This is a genomic window from Duganella sp. S19_KUP01_CR8 (assembly GCF_036688705.1).
Lineage (GTDB): Bacteria > Pseudomonadota > Gammaproteobacteria > Burkholderiales > Burkholderiaceae_D > Rugamonas.
On record NZ_JAQQPR010000004.1, the window covers coordinates 263,486 to 281,300 of the forward strand.

Consider the following 17,815-nt stretch of genomic DNA (forward strand, 5'->3'; position numbering starts at 1 on the left):
CACATTTCCCAAATTATTTGGGATGTGGGCAAGCCAGCAAGTATACTCAAGCCCCCAAATGGGCCGGCCCTGAGACTGCATGCGTAATCTACTCCCCTATTCCTACTACGGCGGCGACACCGACGAGCAGCAGCAGTTCTACTCCGAACTGCGGCCGGTCGCCATCATTTCGCAAAGCGTCGGACTGGTGAGCTGGCTGACAGCCGCCATCTTGCTGGCCTCCAGCGGGCAGTCGCTGCACGCCAGCCTGCTGTTCGGCGTGCCCGGCATGCTGCTCAGCCTTGCCATCTCGCTCAGTGCACGCTCCGTCAAGGCGCTGGTCGTTTCCGGCATCATCGGCACCACCGCCACCGCCTTCGCCTTTCGCCTGCTGATGGCCTACTGCCCCGACCCGACCTTTTGGGTGCTGCCGGTCGGCACCGTGCTGACCTTGTCGGCCGCGCCCATCTTCGGCGGCATGATCAATTACATCACCGCCGCCGTCGCCGTGTGGCTGATACTCACGGTCGGCAATTTCCCCGCGCAGCCGGGACAGCTCACGTTCAATCTGGCGCTGTTGGTCATGGGCAGCAGTTTCGCGATGGCGATCTATTTGCACGCCTATTTCCTGAACCTGCGGGTGCGCAGCCACCGCGCGCGGCGGGAACTGGCGGAAATGGCCTTCAAGGATCTGGTCACCGGCTTGAACAATCGTCGCAAATTCACGCTGGAAGTGCGCCGCGTGCAATCGCAGCCGCCGCAGTCGCCGCTGTTTTTCCTGATGATAGACATCGACGACTTCAAGAAGATCAACGACACGCTGGGTCACGACGCTGGTGACGAAGTGCTGATCCACACGGCGCAGGTCATCGGCAAGCTGGGTGCGGGTCACCTGTGCGGGCGTCTGGGTGGCGAGGAATTCGGCGTCTTGTTCCAGGGCGAGGCTGTGGACGCATTGGATTTTGCCGCCGCGCTGCTGGACGGCGTGCGCGCGGCGACGCATCCACCGCGCACGGTCAGCATCGGCATTGCCGAATTCGACAGGGACAGCGACCCGTCGGTCAGCTACAAGCGTGCCGACGAGGCGCTGTATCTCGCCAAGCGGCACGGCAAGAACCGCTACATGCTGGCGGAGCGCATGCCGGCCGCCGCCTGAGCCGGCGAGCGGATCGCCGGCATCCACTTCATCACAAACGGCGACGGTTGGCGCCGATCAAGCCAAGCAAGCCTGCGCCCAGCAGCAACAGGGTGCCCGGCTCCGGTATCGCTTGCAGCACTGGCAAGCCGCCAGGACCAATCACCGGAATCACCGTTACCGCACCGTTGGAGGTCAGGGTAAAGATCGCCGAACCGACCACGATGGTCGGACGCCCCGCCCCACCCACCGAACCGGACCAGAATGCCGGGTCAGTTTTGTACAAGCCGTCCGGCGCCAGCGCCGCGAACGGAGAAGCGCCTGCGGTGGTGTCGATGGAAAGGTCAAACTCAATGATCAGGTGCGGATCGGCATAGTTCGGGCTGGAGCCGATGCTGGCGCCGGCATGGAACTTCGCCAGCGCCAGTTCGTCGGCGTCGAGCAGCGACCACACAGGCGAACTCAGATCGAAACCGCCCGCCGCATCAACCGGCGACCGCACATCGTGGTCTTTTTCAAACGCCTGGATGCCGCTTTCGGTGATATGCACGACATAATCGTCTGCGCCGTTCTGGAAGAACACGTCCGTGAACAGCCCGGCCGTCCCGCCCGGCTTGAAGCTTCCCAGGTCGTACATCAAGTTCAGCGTATGGCCCAGCGTGCTACCCGGCGCGCCGCCGGTCGATTGCTCCACGTAGAAGCGGGTGCCGCCTGGCGAGCCGACGTTGAAGCTGGCGGAACTGACGGTGGACCGGGCCGGCGCGCCGTTCGTCGCCGAGACGGTCCACTCTTCCAGGCCGAAAAGGCCGTCGGTCACATGAATCGGAGCCGCCTGTGCCGCGCCGGCAAAGCCGATGCCGGCCAGCGCCATGAGGAAAGCGCCACGCATCGCGCCGCGCTTCAGGGAAAACAACTTCGTTAGGGAATGTTTCATGAGTATCTCCTGGTTGTGTATGCTGCGTACCAGAAGATGCAATTTCGGTTCCAAGCGCTTTGGCTACTGCTGTGCCATGGTTGTCGTGCTCGCGGAGATGGTGCACTGTAAGCTCAGCCGACAGCAATTCTCCTGGGCCTCACGCAACGCCTCTGCCTGCCCCCTGTCTCCCCACCCAATCCTCGATGCACCTATTTCTGCTACTGCTGTTCATTTTTGTCTGGATCACTCTTGCACGTCAGAGCTCGCCGAAATCTGATCGATACCGACGCCAACCGGCCCGGCTCCGCCCTCGATCGCGACGCAAGCCCGCGTGGGTCAGACACGAAATCATCCGCCTCAAAGCGCTCAGCGACCTGAGTTGCTACAAATTGGCTGATACCTTCAACCGCATGTACGCCGCGCAGCGGCATGTCACTGTCGGCAAGACTTGGGTGGCGGACGTGGTGCGGACACATCGCTATGAGATCGCCGAACTGAGACGACACTACAAACGCCGTGTGCCACCTCAACAGCGTATCAACACCACCTGGGGCCTGGACTTCACAGGCAAGGCCGATACAGTGAAAACTGTTTATCCCATTTTTGGCGTTCTCGATCATGGCAGCAGAATGGCCTTGTGCTTGCAGCCGCTGGCCAATCGCACGGCCGTCACAACGCTCAAGGCGCTGCTGGCGGTCATCGAAACATATGGAACACCGCGCATCGTCCGCACCGATAACGATGCTGTTTTTACGTCGCGCCTGTTCCGCTTCGGCTTGCGCTGGCTGGGTATACGGCATCGCCTGTCCGCACCAGGTTCACCTTGGCAAAACGGCCGTATCGAGCGGCTGTTCGGCACATTGAAGGAAAAGCTCAACCATCTGGCCGTGCTCGATCTCAATGATCTTGATCGCGCAATCGGGCAATTCCGATTCTGGTACAACGCGGTCCGACCACATCAGCATCTGTATGGCTGGACGCCCTTGAACGCTTGGCAAGGCCAAGATCCATATGGCAAGGCGCCAAAATCGGCGCAACGATTTGATGCGTGGGAGGGACTATTGACGGGAGTGTATTTGCGCTGGTAGGCGGACAGCAGTGAAACGTGGCGCGATATGGATGCTTGTCCGGGGAGAGTCACGTCCGAAGCACGGATTCAGGCAATAGGAATCTGAAAGCTGAGAAAATTCATGCTTCGAAAAACAAAAACAGCCGACGACTCGCCTAAAAAATAGACAAATCGACGACTGTTTTTTCAAATTTCCATCTCAATCAATGACGCCAACCCATTGCGGACAAGCGGACGGGGCACCGGTCGCCGATGGGATACGACAGGATACGAACAGGATACAAGTAGCCTACGAGTATCGAGCCGCGCCTTCCAACCCATCTAAAATTGTCCGATTTGAAGCAAATAGAATCCACTCCGTGCTGTCGATTGCACGAATGGCGATCTCGCATTCTTGAAAGTCGTCGGCCAATAGCTTATTGACCTCCAACCGTTCAATACGCGATACGGCAACGATTAAACAATCGATCGTGTATTCAACTGCTTCTGCAAATCTTAAGATTTCGCTCCATGTCAGAACTAAGCCGAGAGGCTGCTGGCGCACCCTCTTCTGAAACTCAAGGACCGAGTCATTGGCGGGCATCTGGCCAACGCCATCAAATTCAATAATGCTCCAGGCCCAGTCATTTGCTGGCACCTTCGCCAGCAAATCCACCAGTTGAACGCGAGTCCCATTTTCTCGATACATCGGCACTTCAAGCATACTCATATTCCCACCTCAGTTTTGCAATGGTCGTGCAGGACCGTGCTGTGGCGTGCCACCAGTTGGATTCGGCAAATAAGGATGCTCATGCGGATTCGTGTGGTTCTGAGGCCGTCCGTGATCCGTAAAATCAATGTCCTTAACAGGGCGTCCATTGGCATCCCATTCCCGTCCTTGGTCGTACTTACCACGACGGCCTTCTTTTTGACCAAGTTGAGTATGCGCTCCCTCAGCCTCAGGATCTCGAACTGGATTGCCATTCGGGTCTCGCGGCAATTCGCGGTCGGGGAAGCCGTTTCCTTCGCGGTCTCCTTTCTTCCCTTCGCTGTTTGTACCATCGGGTTTATTCGAAAGCGCATCACTCGGAGTCGTATCGCCATTGGCAATCGCGTTCGCCCGCTTATCCTTATTTCCCTTCCACACCTTATACCCAACAACTGCAGCAGCTACGACCGCAATTTTTGCAGGTAAAGGGGCTGCAATAAACGCAGTAACCGCAGCAGGAACAGCCACACGTCCTGCGGGATGGGTTATGGTCGTAAGGCCAAGTATAGCGACACTTGCATTTTTCGCCGACACCTTAGGTTGTGGCGGCTCTACCTTCTTTTCCTTTTGACCTGTGATGGTGACCTTCTGCGGCTCGGGTTCTGGTGCGCATACTTTCTTGTCGTCGCACACGGCCACGAAGCCTGTCGGATCGGTCAGATTCGTCGGGTTGTTCAGCACATAGCTGTACCGATTAAAGCTCTGACCATTAAATGGATCTTGGATGATCGGATCGGCGCTGATGAACCTCGCCACCAACGGATCATATACACGCCCGTTCATGTGCACCAGATCCACTTGATCGAGCATCTCGTGGCCAGTGTAGCCCTTGTTGTCGATCACCCCATCCAGGTTGTCCGGCGTCGCGCTGCCATCGGGTATGCGGCGCTTGCCCCAGGCGTCGTAGGCCAACTGCTCCTGCACCACACCGGTCTCTCCGCTAATCGCCACCGGACTGCCCAGTCGGTCACGGTGCAACCAGTGCAGCTCGGTCGCGGTCGCATTCGCCTTGTCGATCTCCACACCCAGCCCCATCGGCCAGTAGGTTTTCACCGACGCCAACTTGCCCTGACTGTCCAACTCCACTTCCTGCGCGCCGCCGTACACCGTCATGGTGCCGTCCTCGCGCGTCTGCCGCGTGCGCTGATGCTCCGCGCCGTAGACGAAAGTACTCGACTTGCCGCCTTTGGTGATCCTGATCGGCATGTCGAAGTTATTCCACGTCGCCGTGTGCCATGGATCGCTCAGCAGATTGCCGTTGTTGTCGTAGCTGAAGCTGCCAGCCTTACCGGTGATGCTCAACACCGCGTGCGGCCGCACTGCCCCCGCCCCTTGCGGCGGATAAATGTAGTCGCCCGTACCGACATCGGTCTTCGACGTCAGATTGCCAGCGTCATCATAGGTGAATACCTTGTCCGAACCGATCGTGCTTTTCGTCAGGCGGTTCAGTTCGTCGTACTCGAACAATTCCATGAACCCAGCCTTTTCCCAGTGCTGCGTACGCTGCGAAACATTGCCGATCTTGTCGAAGATATAGCTTTCCTTCAGCCGCTCCACGGTGCCCGCAGTGGTGGCACTTCCTGCTAGGCGCCCACTGTGCGCGTTGTAGTCGTCGGTCTGCACCAGGCCGTTGCCCAACGTGGCGCTGGCGACCCGATGCGACGCATCCTGCCCGGTCGCTTTCCACAGTACCAACCCCTCTCGCTCCATCCGCGACAGGTAGCCATAGTTGTTGTAGCGCTGCGCGAACACCTTCAGCGCGTCCTTTGCGTGGCCATACGACACTGTGACCACCCTGCCCCAGGCATCGTATTTCGGCGTGCTCACATAGTCGCCGTCAAACAGCGTTTGCGTCGTGCTCAACGGACGGCCACGATCGTCATACGTATGCACGCGGCGGTAATCCGGTGAGGCCTGGACGCCCGTGTACGCCTGCGCCAGCTGGCCGATGCCGTTGGCTGCCGTATCGTAGATCCAGTAGCTCTTCAAGTCGTCCTCGGTGCGCTCGACCATCCGATTCAGCGCATCGAACTTCATCTTGGTGTACGGCGCCGGCGGTGGCGTCGGCAAAGCCGCCTTGGCGCGCTGCACCGGACTGACCTGCTTCCACGTCAAGCCCAGCGGATTGACCGAGTAGTCGATCTGACCCAGGTCCGGGTCCTGCAACTGGATCTTGCGGCCCAAGGTGTCGTACTTGACCGTGATGACATTTTTGTTCGGATCAATCGTGGTCGCCAGATTGCCCCAGGCGTCATAGCCGAAGCGCGTGGTCAGCGTTTTCTTCGTTGGCGTGGTCAACAGGTTTTCCACGTACGACGTCAAGCCCAGCACGTCCTTGTGTTCGACCCGCACCTGCCCCTTGCCATTGGTTAGCGTGACTTTCAGGCCGTCATAGTCGGTAGCGGTGTCGACGTTGCCGCCATCCTCGCCGAAGGTGCGCAACAGTATGGGGCGACGCAAGGCGTCGTATTCGCGGTGCACTGCCGGCACGCCGCTGTTGCCATAATGCGGCATGTCCTCGTCCAGCGGCAGGCCGGCGGCATCGTAGGTTTTGTTGGTCGTGATCTTGCTGCCGTCGAAGCCCCAGGTCAGCGCGCGTACCACACGCCCCATGTTGTCCAGGTACGCCACCTGCGGCACCGCGATACGGTCGACACCGTGGAACTGCTCGGTGATCGCCACCGCCACCTCCGAACCCAGGCAATCACTGGCACATTGCTTCATATAACTCTGCGATGCGTTGCCGTCGGCGCGCAGTTCGCGCGTCACGCGGCCGAAACCGTTCACTTCCCACACCGTCGACAGACCGTTCGGTCCGGTCAGCTTGGTACGCGCGCCGGTACCGGCGTTGTACGCATGGGTCTCCAAATGCTCGAGCGCGTTCTTGACGGTCGCGGGGAAGCGCGCTTTGGCATCGTAGGTCATCGTGGCTTCGACACGGGAGATCTCTTTTGCGGTGTCCGGATCGAACCAGTTGAGCTGCTTGGTGAGCAGTACCCCGAAGGTGCTATCGTACGTGAAGCTGGTCTTGAGCTTGAGCGCCGGGGCATCCGGTTCCACTGTCTGGCTTTTAATCTTGCCGCTACTCTCATACTCCATCGCCACCTTGCGCGCGACCGCCGTGCCACCGTCGCCGTTGTGCGACTTCGTCACCGTCACCGAGTCGGGTAAGCCCAGGTACAGGCGCTCGGTATCGGTGGTAGTGTAGGTGTTCACCGTGTCGGTGGTGTGGGCGAAGTCCGGGTTGGCGCCGCTGACCACCACGCGCGAGGACAGCACGTTCCCGTACGTGTCGTAGGCGATACTGGAATCGCCGCCCGTCAGACCGCTGGTGGTGGTGGTGCCCATTTCGGCGCCGCTCAAATCCCAGCGCTGGACCACGCTGTTGACCACAGCTGGGAACCAAGTATGTCCGCCGTTAGCCTGCGCCAACATCGTCAACGCCAGCGTGTTATCGGTCTGCGACAGCGTCGTACCGCCGTGGCTGACTACTTCCTTGCGCACCATGCCCGTCAACGGCCACTTGATGCCGAAATCGGTGTCGGTCTGCACCTGGCTCTGCTCGTCCTTGATCGTCACGTGGGCGAAGCCCAGCGAACCGCGTCCGTTCACGTCGATCACCGGATCCTGGAAGCGGTACGTGCGCACCAGGTTGCCGCTGCCGCCGTTGGCGGTGCTCAGCGTGGTCGCGTACTTGCCCACGCCGCTGGACAGGTGCTGCGGATAGGCCAGCGCCAGCGTGCCGCTGTGCGTGACGGTGCCGTCCACCAGGCCGTCCGTGTAGGTGACCGTCGCAGTGGCAGGCGGGTCGCTCTTGAGGGCATCCCTCATCCCGTTGGTGACCGCATAAATCCGATCCAGCGCCTGGCCGGCGACGGCGAGGTCGGTCGGCTTGGACACGGCCCAGCTGTAGCTGATGTTGTTCGGGTCGCTGGCCTGCCAGTCTTCATGGTAATTCACCAGCTGCATGCGGCCGGTACCCAACACATCCATAAAGAAGGTATGGTCGCCCGTCCCCTCGCCCAGCACCTTGGCGCGGGACCACGGATCGCAGGCGATATTGCTGTCGTCCGAACCGTCTTCCTTGGTCGAGACATCGTCGCCCATCACGCGGCACATATAGAGTTTCGTCGTCGGGAACGGACCAACGTCATTCGGCACCATCGACTCGGCCAGAATGCTCGGCTGACCGTCACCAATGAAATTGCCGACGCCGCGCACCGCGAGATACTGCATGCGGTTCGGCGTGCCTGCGCCGTCGAAAGCGGCAAGCGTGGAACCACTGTATTTTTTCCGGACGTGGCAGTCGAGCGAACGCCCGGTCGACAGGCATAAGGTCATCTCGGCCTTGCCATAGGTGAACGACGCGACGTCCCAGCTATATTCAAGGAAGCCATACGCCAGGCTGGAGTAGCCGCTGCCGTTGAAGTCGCCGTCCCGTCCCATCCCGGGATAGTTCGAGTCAAACGAATACGGTACGCGCGCGCTGACATTCGGCCAGGCCGCTCCGAGCGGAGCGTACTTGCGGTATCGGTAGCCCGTCATCGGCGCGGCGCTCACCGTCGTACCCGGTTCGGGCACGGTCAGTATGCTGATGGTCGGAGTCATGTTGACCCACAACCTGACTTCTTTAGGCGTGTCATCGTAGGACAATTGACTGACGAAATGCGGCATGGTGAATCGCGTATCGAAGGGCTTGCCTACACCAGCGTAGTCGACCATCGCCGAATACTCAGAATAGTCGTGGCGATAGAACTCAGGCGAACCATCGGCGGCGTAACCAAAGCCTACGATCTCTCCCGGCGGGTCTGGCACCTCCTGACACGCCATCTGCATACACACCGTGCTCGGCGCGCTGCCATAGAGAATACGGCCATACAGTCCGGCCCGTCCATCGCCGCGGATATCCGCCACATAAGGGGTCTCGTTAGCGGCGGCGCTGCCGGTCGTGGGCATATTGGCACTGCAATCGAACACGATAGGTACGCTCACATCGCCCGGGGCCTTGCCGTTACCGAGCGGGGACAGGCAGATCTTCAAGCCCTGGCCAGCAGAGACCAACAGATCCGGTGCGCCATCGCCGTTGAAGTCGGCGGTATCAAGCACGCCAAAGGCCTCGCCCGTGCTGATGGTGTAGCGGTACTCGGTATAGCCCTTGCCGGCATTGTTGTGGTAGTAGCGATAGGACGTCTTCAACGACCGGTCGGCATACAGCTGGAGATCGGTCTTCGGTACATCCAGCGGCGCCACGCTCTTCTCCAGGATATCGGTGAAGCCATGATTCTCGAAGTCCGCGAAAGCGAACAGGTTCGCGTGGATCTGGTTGCCAACCGGGTTGTACGTCGTCAATTGCGACAGACGTGGACCGCCGGGGAATACCACGGGCGCATCAAAGCCGGCCTGCTTCGTCGTGTCCGGCTTGCCCCAACTGAAGGTGGTTACCGGCAGCGCGTCGTCCACCTCGGTCTGCGGATTGCGCGCGGCCACGTTGATCATGTTGAGCAGGCTGCGGCCGCTGGTCGGGCTGCGCTCATATGTCAGCGTGTACGAACGTATCCGCGTGCCGGCGGTCGCGTCGGCGCTGAGGTCGTCGCCCACATAGGTGGAAATGTTGTTCACGCGGCTGCGCAAGTCGTTGCGCGCGTCGTCGATGTAGCGCGTCCAGGCGTCCGGACGCTTGGTGTCGCTGGTGAACACCACCGATGCGTGCGGCGCCAGCCCGTTGCCGCCGTAACGGATATCGGCCAACACGTGTTCGCCCGTTGTGGCGCTCTGCGTGTAGTTATAGTTGATGTAGTTGCCGTAACGGTCCTTGACGCTGTCCAGCGCCCAGCCTATCGGGCCGTTCTTCTCGGCCGGTTTGCACGGTGTCGCTTCACTGCATGTGTAGTCGGAATTGATATTCTGGACGATCGCCTTGACCACGCTCGACGCGGTGCCGCCGTAGGTCATGATGCGGCCATCCTTGCTCTTGACCTGGAAGCTGCGGCCAGCCAGGTTGCCACCGGTCGTCACGCCCTGAGCCGTGATACGGCTGAAGCCATCATGCTCGGTGCGGTATTCCGCCGTGTCGGCCCAGTAGTTCAGATCGCTCATCGCTAGGTTCACCAGCACCAGGCGCCGGCCGTCCAGGCACAGCCGGTCGGTTAGGCTGAAATTGATGCGCGAGTTAACGCCGTCCTGGTCTATCGTCATGCCGCAGCGCGCGATGCGCGACATGCCGCTGATGCTCCATCCCAGACCGACGATGCTGTTGCCGCCCTGGCTGTTGTAGTCAAGAGAAATCGACGGCTGCAAGCCAGCCGTCCCCGGTGGGACCACGATCGGCATGCCGTAGGTGGCCGCGCCGGCATTGTTAATGCCCAGTTCACCCGGCAAGGTGCCGGCATCCGCATTGATCAGGTGCGGGGTATTGATCTTCACCGCCAGCGGTGTATCGGAGCTGTTAGCCGGGGGCTCGGCGCCGTTGTTCGGCGCGGTCGCAGTCACCGCTACCGCTGGCGTCTGTGCCAGCAGCGCACCGCTGCCGTCGAACGCCGATGCCTTGACCTGATAACTACCGCTTACGATGTTGCTCCAAACTGCGGACCATGTGCTTCCGGATCGTGTCGCGGTGGCCACCGAGTTTCCATTGGCATAGAACTTCAGCGATGCCACTGCGGCATTGCCTGAGGTAGTCGCGGTCAACGTCATCGATCCACCACTCGCTACCGATGCACCGCTGACAGGGTTCGACAGCGTCACCTGGACCTCAAGCGCTGGGTCCACGGTGATCATGTTCACCGCCGAATATATTGTGGAATTTCCTTGGCGAACACGCGCCTGGATCGCATAGGGTGCAGCACGGACAGGCAACGAAGCCGAGGTGAGCGAATATGCATCCGCCGCGCCGTCGGGATTCGCAGTGGTCCATATGCCGTCCACACCGATCGCAACCTCGTCGTAGGAACCGGCACCGCCACTTAGCACTGTTTTCACAAAGATGCTGGACGCCCCGTTGTAATGCTGGCCGTTCGCAGGCACGCTTAGCGCAATACGCAGGCTATCCGGGATCGTGCACGAATTTTCGGCGCACGGCAGCACCACATCGGTGCCGCCGCCGGCAACATAGCCCTGCACGTAAATCGCGCGCCCCGGATACTGAGTCGAATAGGCACTCAGATCGATGTTGAAATGATGGCCGGCTCCCGGCGTCTGGCACGCGGCCTGTACCGCGGCGTTGTCCGGCTCGGTGCTGACGTTGGCCACGCCCGTACCCAGCAAGGTACCGCCGGACGCTTCGGAAGGCGCATCCAGATAGATGTTCAGGCTCAACGGCTGGCTGACTCCTGGTTGGCAGGTCCAGCCGTACAGTTGCGGTTTGTTGTCGCGGTCAATGCGTACGCCAGAGACCAAGCCCAATAAAGGACTATTGGTGATGCTGACCACCACCGGCGCCGACTCGGTCTGGACACCCAGGTCATTGGTGCTGCGTAGCTTGAATCGATAGATGCCGGCACTGAACGGCCACGCAGTGTTCAGGTCAAGTGTACTGCTGTTGCCGGAGTTCCCCGCCAACCGTATATCGACGTTATTGCCATTACCTAACTGGAACAGTTCGAGCTTGCTGACGGTGTGACCGGATTCTGTACTGTTTCCGGTGAAGTTCACGAAAGTCTGTTCATCAGCGGTGACACGTGATTTGATCGGCGTTGCCGACAGCGTCACTTTTGCCGGCGGCACGTTGCCCATATAAATCTGGGCCCGTGTGCTATTCAGCGTGACGTTCCCTTTGCGGACACGTGCATAAATTGTATGCGTTGTGGCGGGATCAAAGCTGGTAGTCACCGCATATGTGCCGTCAACGTCCTTGGCAAGCGGCGCCCAGCCCCCATCGATATTCACATCGACGCCGTCGTACGGGTCGGAGCCGTTGAGTATCTTGGCGCGGATGGTTACCTTCGACGGGGTGGACGGATAGCTGCTGCCATCGGCCGGAGACATCAATACAAGTCGAAGGCCGCCTGGCAGCGTGCATGCGCCCGCGTCACAAGGCAGAACTTGAAATGCACTACCATCGTTTGGCTGCGCTTGTACTATCAACCGCCCTTCGCTGTAATAGTCAGCGCCTTGGTTGAGTTCAACGACGAAATGATGTGCGCTGCCCGGACTATGGCACTTTGCCTGCACCACAGAATTGCCGGGCTCGGTACTGACATTCGCAAGGCCGGAGCCAAGAACCGCCCCCCCTGGGGAATTGACGGGCTGATTTGCCGTCACTTGAACACGTAGCGCCTGACTCACATTGTCCTGGCATACCCAACCCACCACCTCAGTTTTTCCCGATGCGCCGCTCCGCACCTCTGTGACGGCGCCAAGCAATGCTCCCTGACGCACCGAAAAATTGAGTGGTTTGCTCTCGCCGACCAGGCCGTTGTTGTCGGTAGCACGCAGCCGCAAAGCGTAATCGCCAACACGTAACGAGACCGTGGTATTCATGGCAGGGCCAACCGCCCGCTCAATCACATTGCCGTCCTGGACCAGTTCGAGCCGGGCCACGGTACCACTGGCGGTAGATGCGGAGCCGACAATCGGCACCTGCCCGTATAGCGCGTTCGGGGACAAAATGGTCGAGCCGTTAGAAGGGGTGCTGAAAACTACCACCGGGGGTAATGTTTTATCGACGACAGTGATTGTATAAGCTAACGTATCGTAATAAACCTTAGGGTAGTAGGTGTACAGACGCATGTACACCTTGTGCACGCCGACAGCAAAGTTACTGAGCAAGGTCATACTGCGGGTGCTGTTTTTCAACCGCCCATCGCTACCGATCTCAACCCGAAATTGCTGCTTCTCTAAGACTATATTGCCTTCACGTAGTTCGGCCGACATCACCGCATCGACTGCGTCTTCGGGCAACCTGTAAGGCGAAACAGTGGCCCGAACATAAAGGCCGGCCTGAAAAGTCCCACCTGGATCTACCGCGCCACCGGGAGAAGTCTGCCCCATAACCGAATACGAAATATATTCGCCGCTAGGCAGAACCGTTACACTGATCGCATTGCTTAGCAATCCAACGCCCCCTGAATTATCGATTGGGCGAAGTTGAAGGAGATGCGTACCGACCGGCAATTGAACGTCTGCGGCAAATTGCGGTCCTGACGTCGAGGCACGAACAACGCCGTTGTCCAGCAATTCCAGTGTCTGAATCGTCCCTCCATCAATATCGGCAGCCCATCCAGTAACATTGACGGCGGCAGTCGCTCCATTCTCAACGACATATACCGTATTGGTGTTTGGAGTACTCAGCGTTGCCGTCGGCAATATGTTGGCGCTGGTGACCTTGACGGTAATCGGATCGCTGAACACATTATATTTTTCGTTGCTCACCTGCGACCGCAGGGTGTGTACGCCAATTGGTAACTTGACGATAGCACTTGCAACATTTCCACCAAGGAGGCGAACCGGCCGGTCTCCGTCATACACGTACATCAAGTTGATAGTGTTACCGTCGGTTGAAGCCGTTGCTACGACCGGGACATCGGCTGTGCCTCCTTCCGGCGCCAAAAAAGTGGCATTGTTTTTGGGATAGGTAAGTGCGGTGATGAGAGAGCCAACGCTGGAATTGGAATGCCCGTAAACTGTTATTGCTGGACTGAGCGCCACTCCACCCGAACTATCAGTCGCCCTCACCTGAATTGAATTTTCTCCGTCGTTAAGGCCACCGCCAACCCCAAAGGTCGTCTTGTCAATCGCCGACGTGCTGCCGATGACCTTGGTCCCCGCCAACAAGTCCACTTTGACAACGGAGGTGCCGGCGCGCGGTGTAGCGTGACCCGTCACCCATGTGGAAATCCCTGCTCCGCTTGAAGTGTAGTGTTGTCCATCAGCCGGACTATCGATCGAGACCATGGTTTTTGTCGGCGCGACGACATTGATGGCCAAGTTCGTACTCGGCTCGCCTATCCACGAATTCCCGCAGTTCACCTGCCACTGGAAGTTATAGACGCCAGGCGTCGACGGCGCAACGACATCGAAAACAAATGCCATCAACTGGCCGGGAAAGCCCGAAGTCGTAGAACGCGCTATGCCCCAGGTCATGTTGTTTATGGGATTTACAGGGCCAATGGCACACTTGTCCTCGGCGAGCCAGCCGTCTGCCGAGAAGAAATTCATGGCGACGTTATACCTCTGACCCGCGATCATCGTCGTTGGCACGGATTGATTTGAGAACTTCGTTCGCTGCGCAAACGCCGGAGTCAACGTCACCATAAGGCCCAGCAAAACAAACAACAGCTTTTTGAGCACGCCAAACACCATTTGCGCGGCACTAACTTGGGAACCTCTGAGAATTTTTCGCATACTTTATTCTTACTAACGGGCCAGCGCAGCGTGCAGGGAACGCAGCGACAGATAAAAAGACAGCACTTCGCCGCAGTCGTAAGCGGGAAAGTAGTCAATACGGGGAAGTTCGATGGGGTCTATGGCGACGGAGAAATTAAATATCCCCAACGGAAACAGTGGGCGAAATAATAACACAAAACAACAACAAATTTCAAATTGAAAACTTTAATGCTTCTCTAATAACAAAACTTTGATTGGTGAGCGCGCTGCCTCCCCCCCAAAAAAACAATGCGGCGATGAAAAGCCTACGTCCCATACCTCCTGTCCACCAAATGAAAAAAGGCAGCCTCACGGCTGCCTCTCGGTAGTTCAACTACGGATAACTTAGAAGTGGTACTCAGCCCGGATCATCGGCGTCTTCGCCACATAACCCTGGCCGCCGGTGGTGGCCGAGGTGTTGCCGAACTTGTTGCGCCAGTACTGGTACTCGACGCCGACGCGGAAGGTGTTCTTCGCGTGGCCCATCGCGGCGCCCGCGTCAAACATCAGCTGCATGTCGATATTGGTCTCGGCGCCGGTATCGTTGCCCGTTTCGTCCTTGCCCTTCGATGCGATAAAGTTCGCATAGCCCTCGAAGGCCCACAGCGAACCCAGCGGGATGCCCCAGTCCGACGACAGCATCGCATGCGTCTTGTAGGTATAGTGTTCGTTTGCGAGCTAATTTGACCCGGTTCGATTGACCCGGCTACTTCAGCTTTGGGGGGGGCTCCAGCAAGCCTAAGGAGGAGAGGTTTACGCTCCAAGAAATGGGGCAACCAACGATGCAAATCTAAGCCTGAGCTCGGGTCAAAATCTCATGCAAATTTACATTATCGGCTAATCCGTACGACCATTGAGACAAATTCCCGTATAGAAAATTCCCGGTTTCCTCTTTCTTCTGTAAGAAATGCTCTCCCAGCAAATCCAAATGATATGACACGTCGTAGCCAAAATCTTTCCGCCGGTTTGGATGTGTTGCAACGAATTCTGGCTCAGTATTTGTGTTTGCCGAATTGAACAAAAAACCTATTGGACTTCAAAATTCGACAACCCCTCCGGCCATAAAATTACATAATCGTCCTTCATAACCTCTCTATACGCAACTCTAACTCCTAACAACGCATCTTGCCCCTTTAGTATTTTCATAGACTCATTAAATGCATCAATGGGAAATTGAGTCAGCACAAAAATATTGGCTTCACCAACGCCCATATCATGACCGTCAACAGAATGTTTCTTTTGCAAATTTTTCCGCAAAATTGATTCCGTATCGATTATTGAATCAAAATGCTTGATTGTTGAAGCATCCCACTGGAAAATAAGTTGGTATTCTTTTTTCATTTATAAGGAGGAGGCAGTAAGCCTTTATCAGTTTGCATTTGAATGTAGAACTTTTGAAATTCTTCTGGGCCAATAGGAAGTGTCTCATGCAGATCACGTTCCAGTTTTAGCATATCTTCACTGGTGCCCTGGGCTAATATTTTCAGTCGCCCGCCATTTAACTGCTTTGCAGAATATCTAGTCGTAGGATTTATTGTCGTTCCATATTTAAGATGTTGCCCACCCGCATCCACTTTTTGATATAAATACATATCTTTAGACAGAGGAGCCGAGAAAATACTCATAACCTCATGAGTTATTTCCTTAACCAAACCCTTTGCCTTACCTGTAATTTTTACAACTGGAATTTCTGAAGCAATTCCAATCATGCCGGCAACAATCTTTCCATCGTGCAGATCGGAGATTCCATCAACCGTGCTGTTCCCAGGAATAAAGCTCTTTCCAAAATCTCCGGATGCAGTTTGCGCTTGGCGAATTTCACCTAATGTTCGCCCAGGAGCAATAGCCGATTCAAGTGTATCAAGATGAGCTTGATAAGTGGCCCCATTAACAGTCGCATTGTTTGCCGATTTGGCATCAACTTTTGTTCCGGAAGGACCTTGTATCGGTCGGGTCGATGGCGTTGTCCCGGATATTTCCGCCACGGCTGCCTTGACACCACTGATCAGGGCCCCATAGGCACCGGCTAGGTAATGCTCAAAATCACCGCCCGCTCTTCTCACGGCAGTGCACTCTGAGAACGAAACGGTCGAACTACAACTTGCAAAACCTGTTGGATCCGTCAAGTTGGTTGGGTTGTTCAACACATAGCTGTACCGATTATAGCTCTGCCCATTCTTCGGATCCTGAACCAGTGGATCTGCCGATAAGAATCTCCCGATCAAAGGATCGTATACCCGTCCATTCATGTGCACCAGATCAACCGTATCAAGCATCTCGTGACCGGTGTAGCCCTTGTTATCGAGTTTGCCGTCGATGTTGTCGTCAGTGGCCTGCGTGGTCAACGCCCGGCGCTTACCCCAAGCATCATAGGCCAGCGATTCCTGCACATCACCGTTCTGGTCACTCAACGCCGCCGGACTGCCGAGCCTGTCAGCATGCGTCCAGTACAACGCAATTGCTTTATTCGGCTCATCAATTTCCACGCCCACGCCCTGCGGCCAATAGGTCTTCACCTTGATACCGGCAGCGGTATTCTCCACCTCCTGCGCTCCCGCATACACGGTGTACTCTGCGCCCCGGACCTGGCGCGTACGCTGGTGTTCCGGGCCGTAGACGAAACCGACAACAGTGCCGCCTTTGTTGATGCTCAGCGGCATATCGAAGCTGGTCCAGCTGACAGTACGACTCATCCCGGTCAGCAGGTTGCCGTTCTTGTCGTATGTGAAGCTTACCGGGCTACCCTCGAAGCCCTGCACCGCATGCGGCTGCGCCGGATTGGTCCCTGTGGGATAGCTGTAGTCGGCCGTATTGACGTTGGACTTGTTCTTGATGCTGCCGTCGGCGAAATACGTAAATGTCTGCGTCGCCGAACCGATCGTGCTGGTCTTCAAACGCCCCAGCTCGTCATAGCGGAAGTCCTCGATGAAGTTGCTGCCCTTCCAGCCCTGGGTGCGCTGCAGTACACTGCCCACCGCGTCATAGGCATAGCCCTCGTCGAGTCGCGGCGACAGATCAGCCGTCGTCAGCTGCTTGCCAGTGAGACGTGCACTGAAAAGATCGAACTTGATGGTCTGCACCAAGGCGTTGCCTAGGCTGACGGATGTTGATCGGCCGGCAGCGTCCTGGGACGTCACCTTCCACAACACCAAATTGCCGCGCTCGATCGTAGCCAGGTAGCCCTTGTCGTTATAGCGCAAGGCGAAACTCTTGGCAGCGTCGGTGCCCCGCTGATAGGTCTGCCCACTCACGCGTGACCATGCGTCGTAGCTTGGCGTCGCTTTGTAGGTGGCGTCGAACAGCACCTGGCTGGTGGTGGATGGACGCCCCAGGCTGTCGTAGGTGTGTATCCGCTGATAGTCCTTGCTGCCGTCGGCCAGCGTGGTGTAAGCCGTGGCCAGTTGCCCCTTGCCTTTGGCCGCCGTATCATATTCCCACGCACTGGTCAGATCAGGCTCCGCGCGCGACGTCATCCGGTCCAGCTCATCGTAGCCCATCTTTCCTGCCTGCGACTTGGCGCGCAGCTCCGGCGTACTCTGCGCCACCACCCGACCAAGCGGATCCGGCGTGTATTGGACAACACCCAGGTCGGGATCGCTCAGCTTG

The 17,815-nt window shown here is 57.7% G+C and carries 7 protein-coding genes and 1 pseudogene; 2 read left to right on the forward strand and 6 right to left on the reverse strand.

The annotated features are described in order from the left end of the window. The first annotated feature begins 79 nt into the window (after positions 1-79). Positions 80-1,135, forward strand: a complete 1,056-nt coding sequence (locus V6M89_RS06265) for a GGDEF domain-containing protein (protein WP_332852395.1) — start codon at positions 80-82, stop codon at positions 1,133-1,135. A 31-nt stretch (positions 1,136-1,166) separates the two neighbouring features. On the opposite strand, the gene V6M89_RS06270 is transcribed toward V6M89_RS06265, so the two are convergent. Then, positions 1,167-2,048, reverse strand: a complete 882-nt coding sequence (locus V6M89_RS06270) for a PEP-CTERM sorting domain-containing protein (protein ID WP_332852396.1) — start codon at positions 2,046-2,048, stop codon at positions 1,167-1,169. A 371-nt stretch (positions 2,049-2,419) separates the two neighbouring features. Here V6M89_RS06270 and V6M89_RS06275 point away from each other — a divergent pair, with 371 nt between their 5' ends. Further along, on the forward strand, positions 2,420-3,118 hold the full coding sequence (locus tag V6M89_RS06275; RefSeq protein ID WP_332852397.1) for an integrase core domain-containing protein: 699 nt from the start codon (positions 2,420-2,422) through the stop codon (positions 3,116-3,118). Positions 3,119-3,388: 270 nt separating this feature from the next. Here V6M89_RS06275 and V6M89_RS06280 read toward each other — a convergent pair whose 3' ends face one another. The 5 genes and pseudogenes from V6M89_RS06280 to V6M89_RS06300 form a co-directional block, all read right to left on the reverse strand. Then, entirely contained in the window at positions 3,389-3,808 is a 420-nt protein-coding gene (locus V6M89_RS06280) for a hypothetical protein (protein WP_332852398.1), read from the reverse strand. Between the two features lie 9 nt (positions 3,809-3,817). Then, positions 3,818-14,188 carry an Ig-like domain-containing protein gene (locus V6M89_RS06285; RefSeq protein WP_332852399.1) on the reverse strand — a complete coding sequence of 3,457 codons (10,371 nt, stop codon included), beginning with the start codon at positions 14,186-14,188 and terminating at the stop codon, positions 3,818-3,820. A gap of 366 nt (positions 14,189-14,554) precedes the next feature. Continuing rightward, positions 14,555-14,872: pseudogene (locus V6M89_RS06290) on the reverse strand (outer envelope protein); the annotation flags it as partial. A gap of 363 nt (positions 14,873-15,235) precedes the next feature. Next, the gene (locus tag V6M89_RS06295; RefSeq protein WP_332852400.1) at positions 15,236-15,550 is read right to left on the reverse strand and encodes a hypothetical protein; all 315 of its coding nucleotides are present in this window, start codon (positions 15,548-15,550) and stop codon (positions 15,236-15,238) included. After that, positions 15,547-17,815 (reverse strand): RHS repeat domain-containing protein (locus tag V6M89_RS06300; RefSeq protein ID WP_332852401.1); only part of this gene is annotated, 2,269 nt, incomplete at its 5' end. The genes V6M89_RS06300 and V6M89_RS06295, both read right to left, overlap by 4 nt.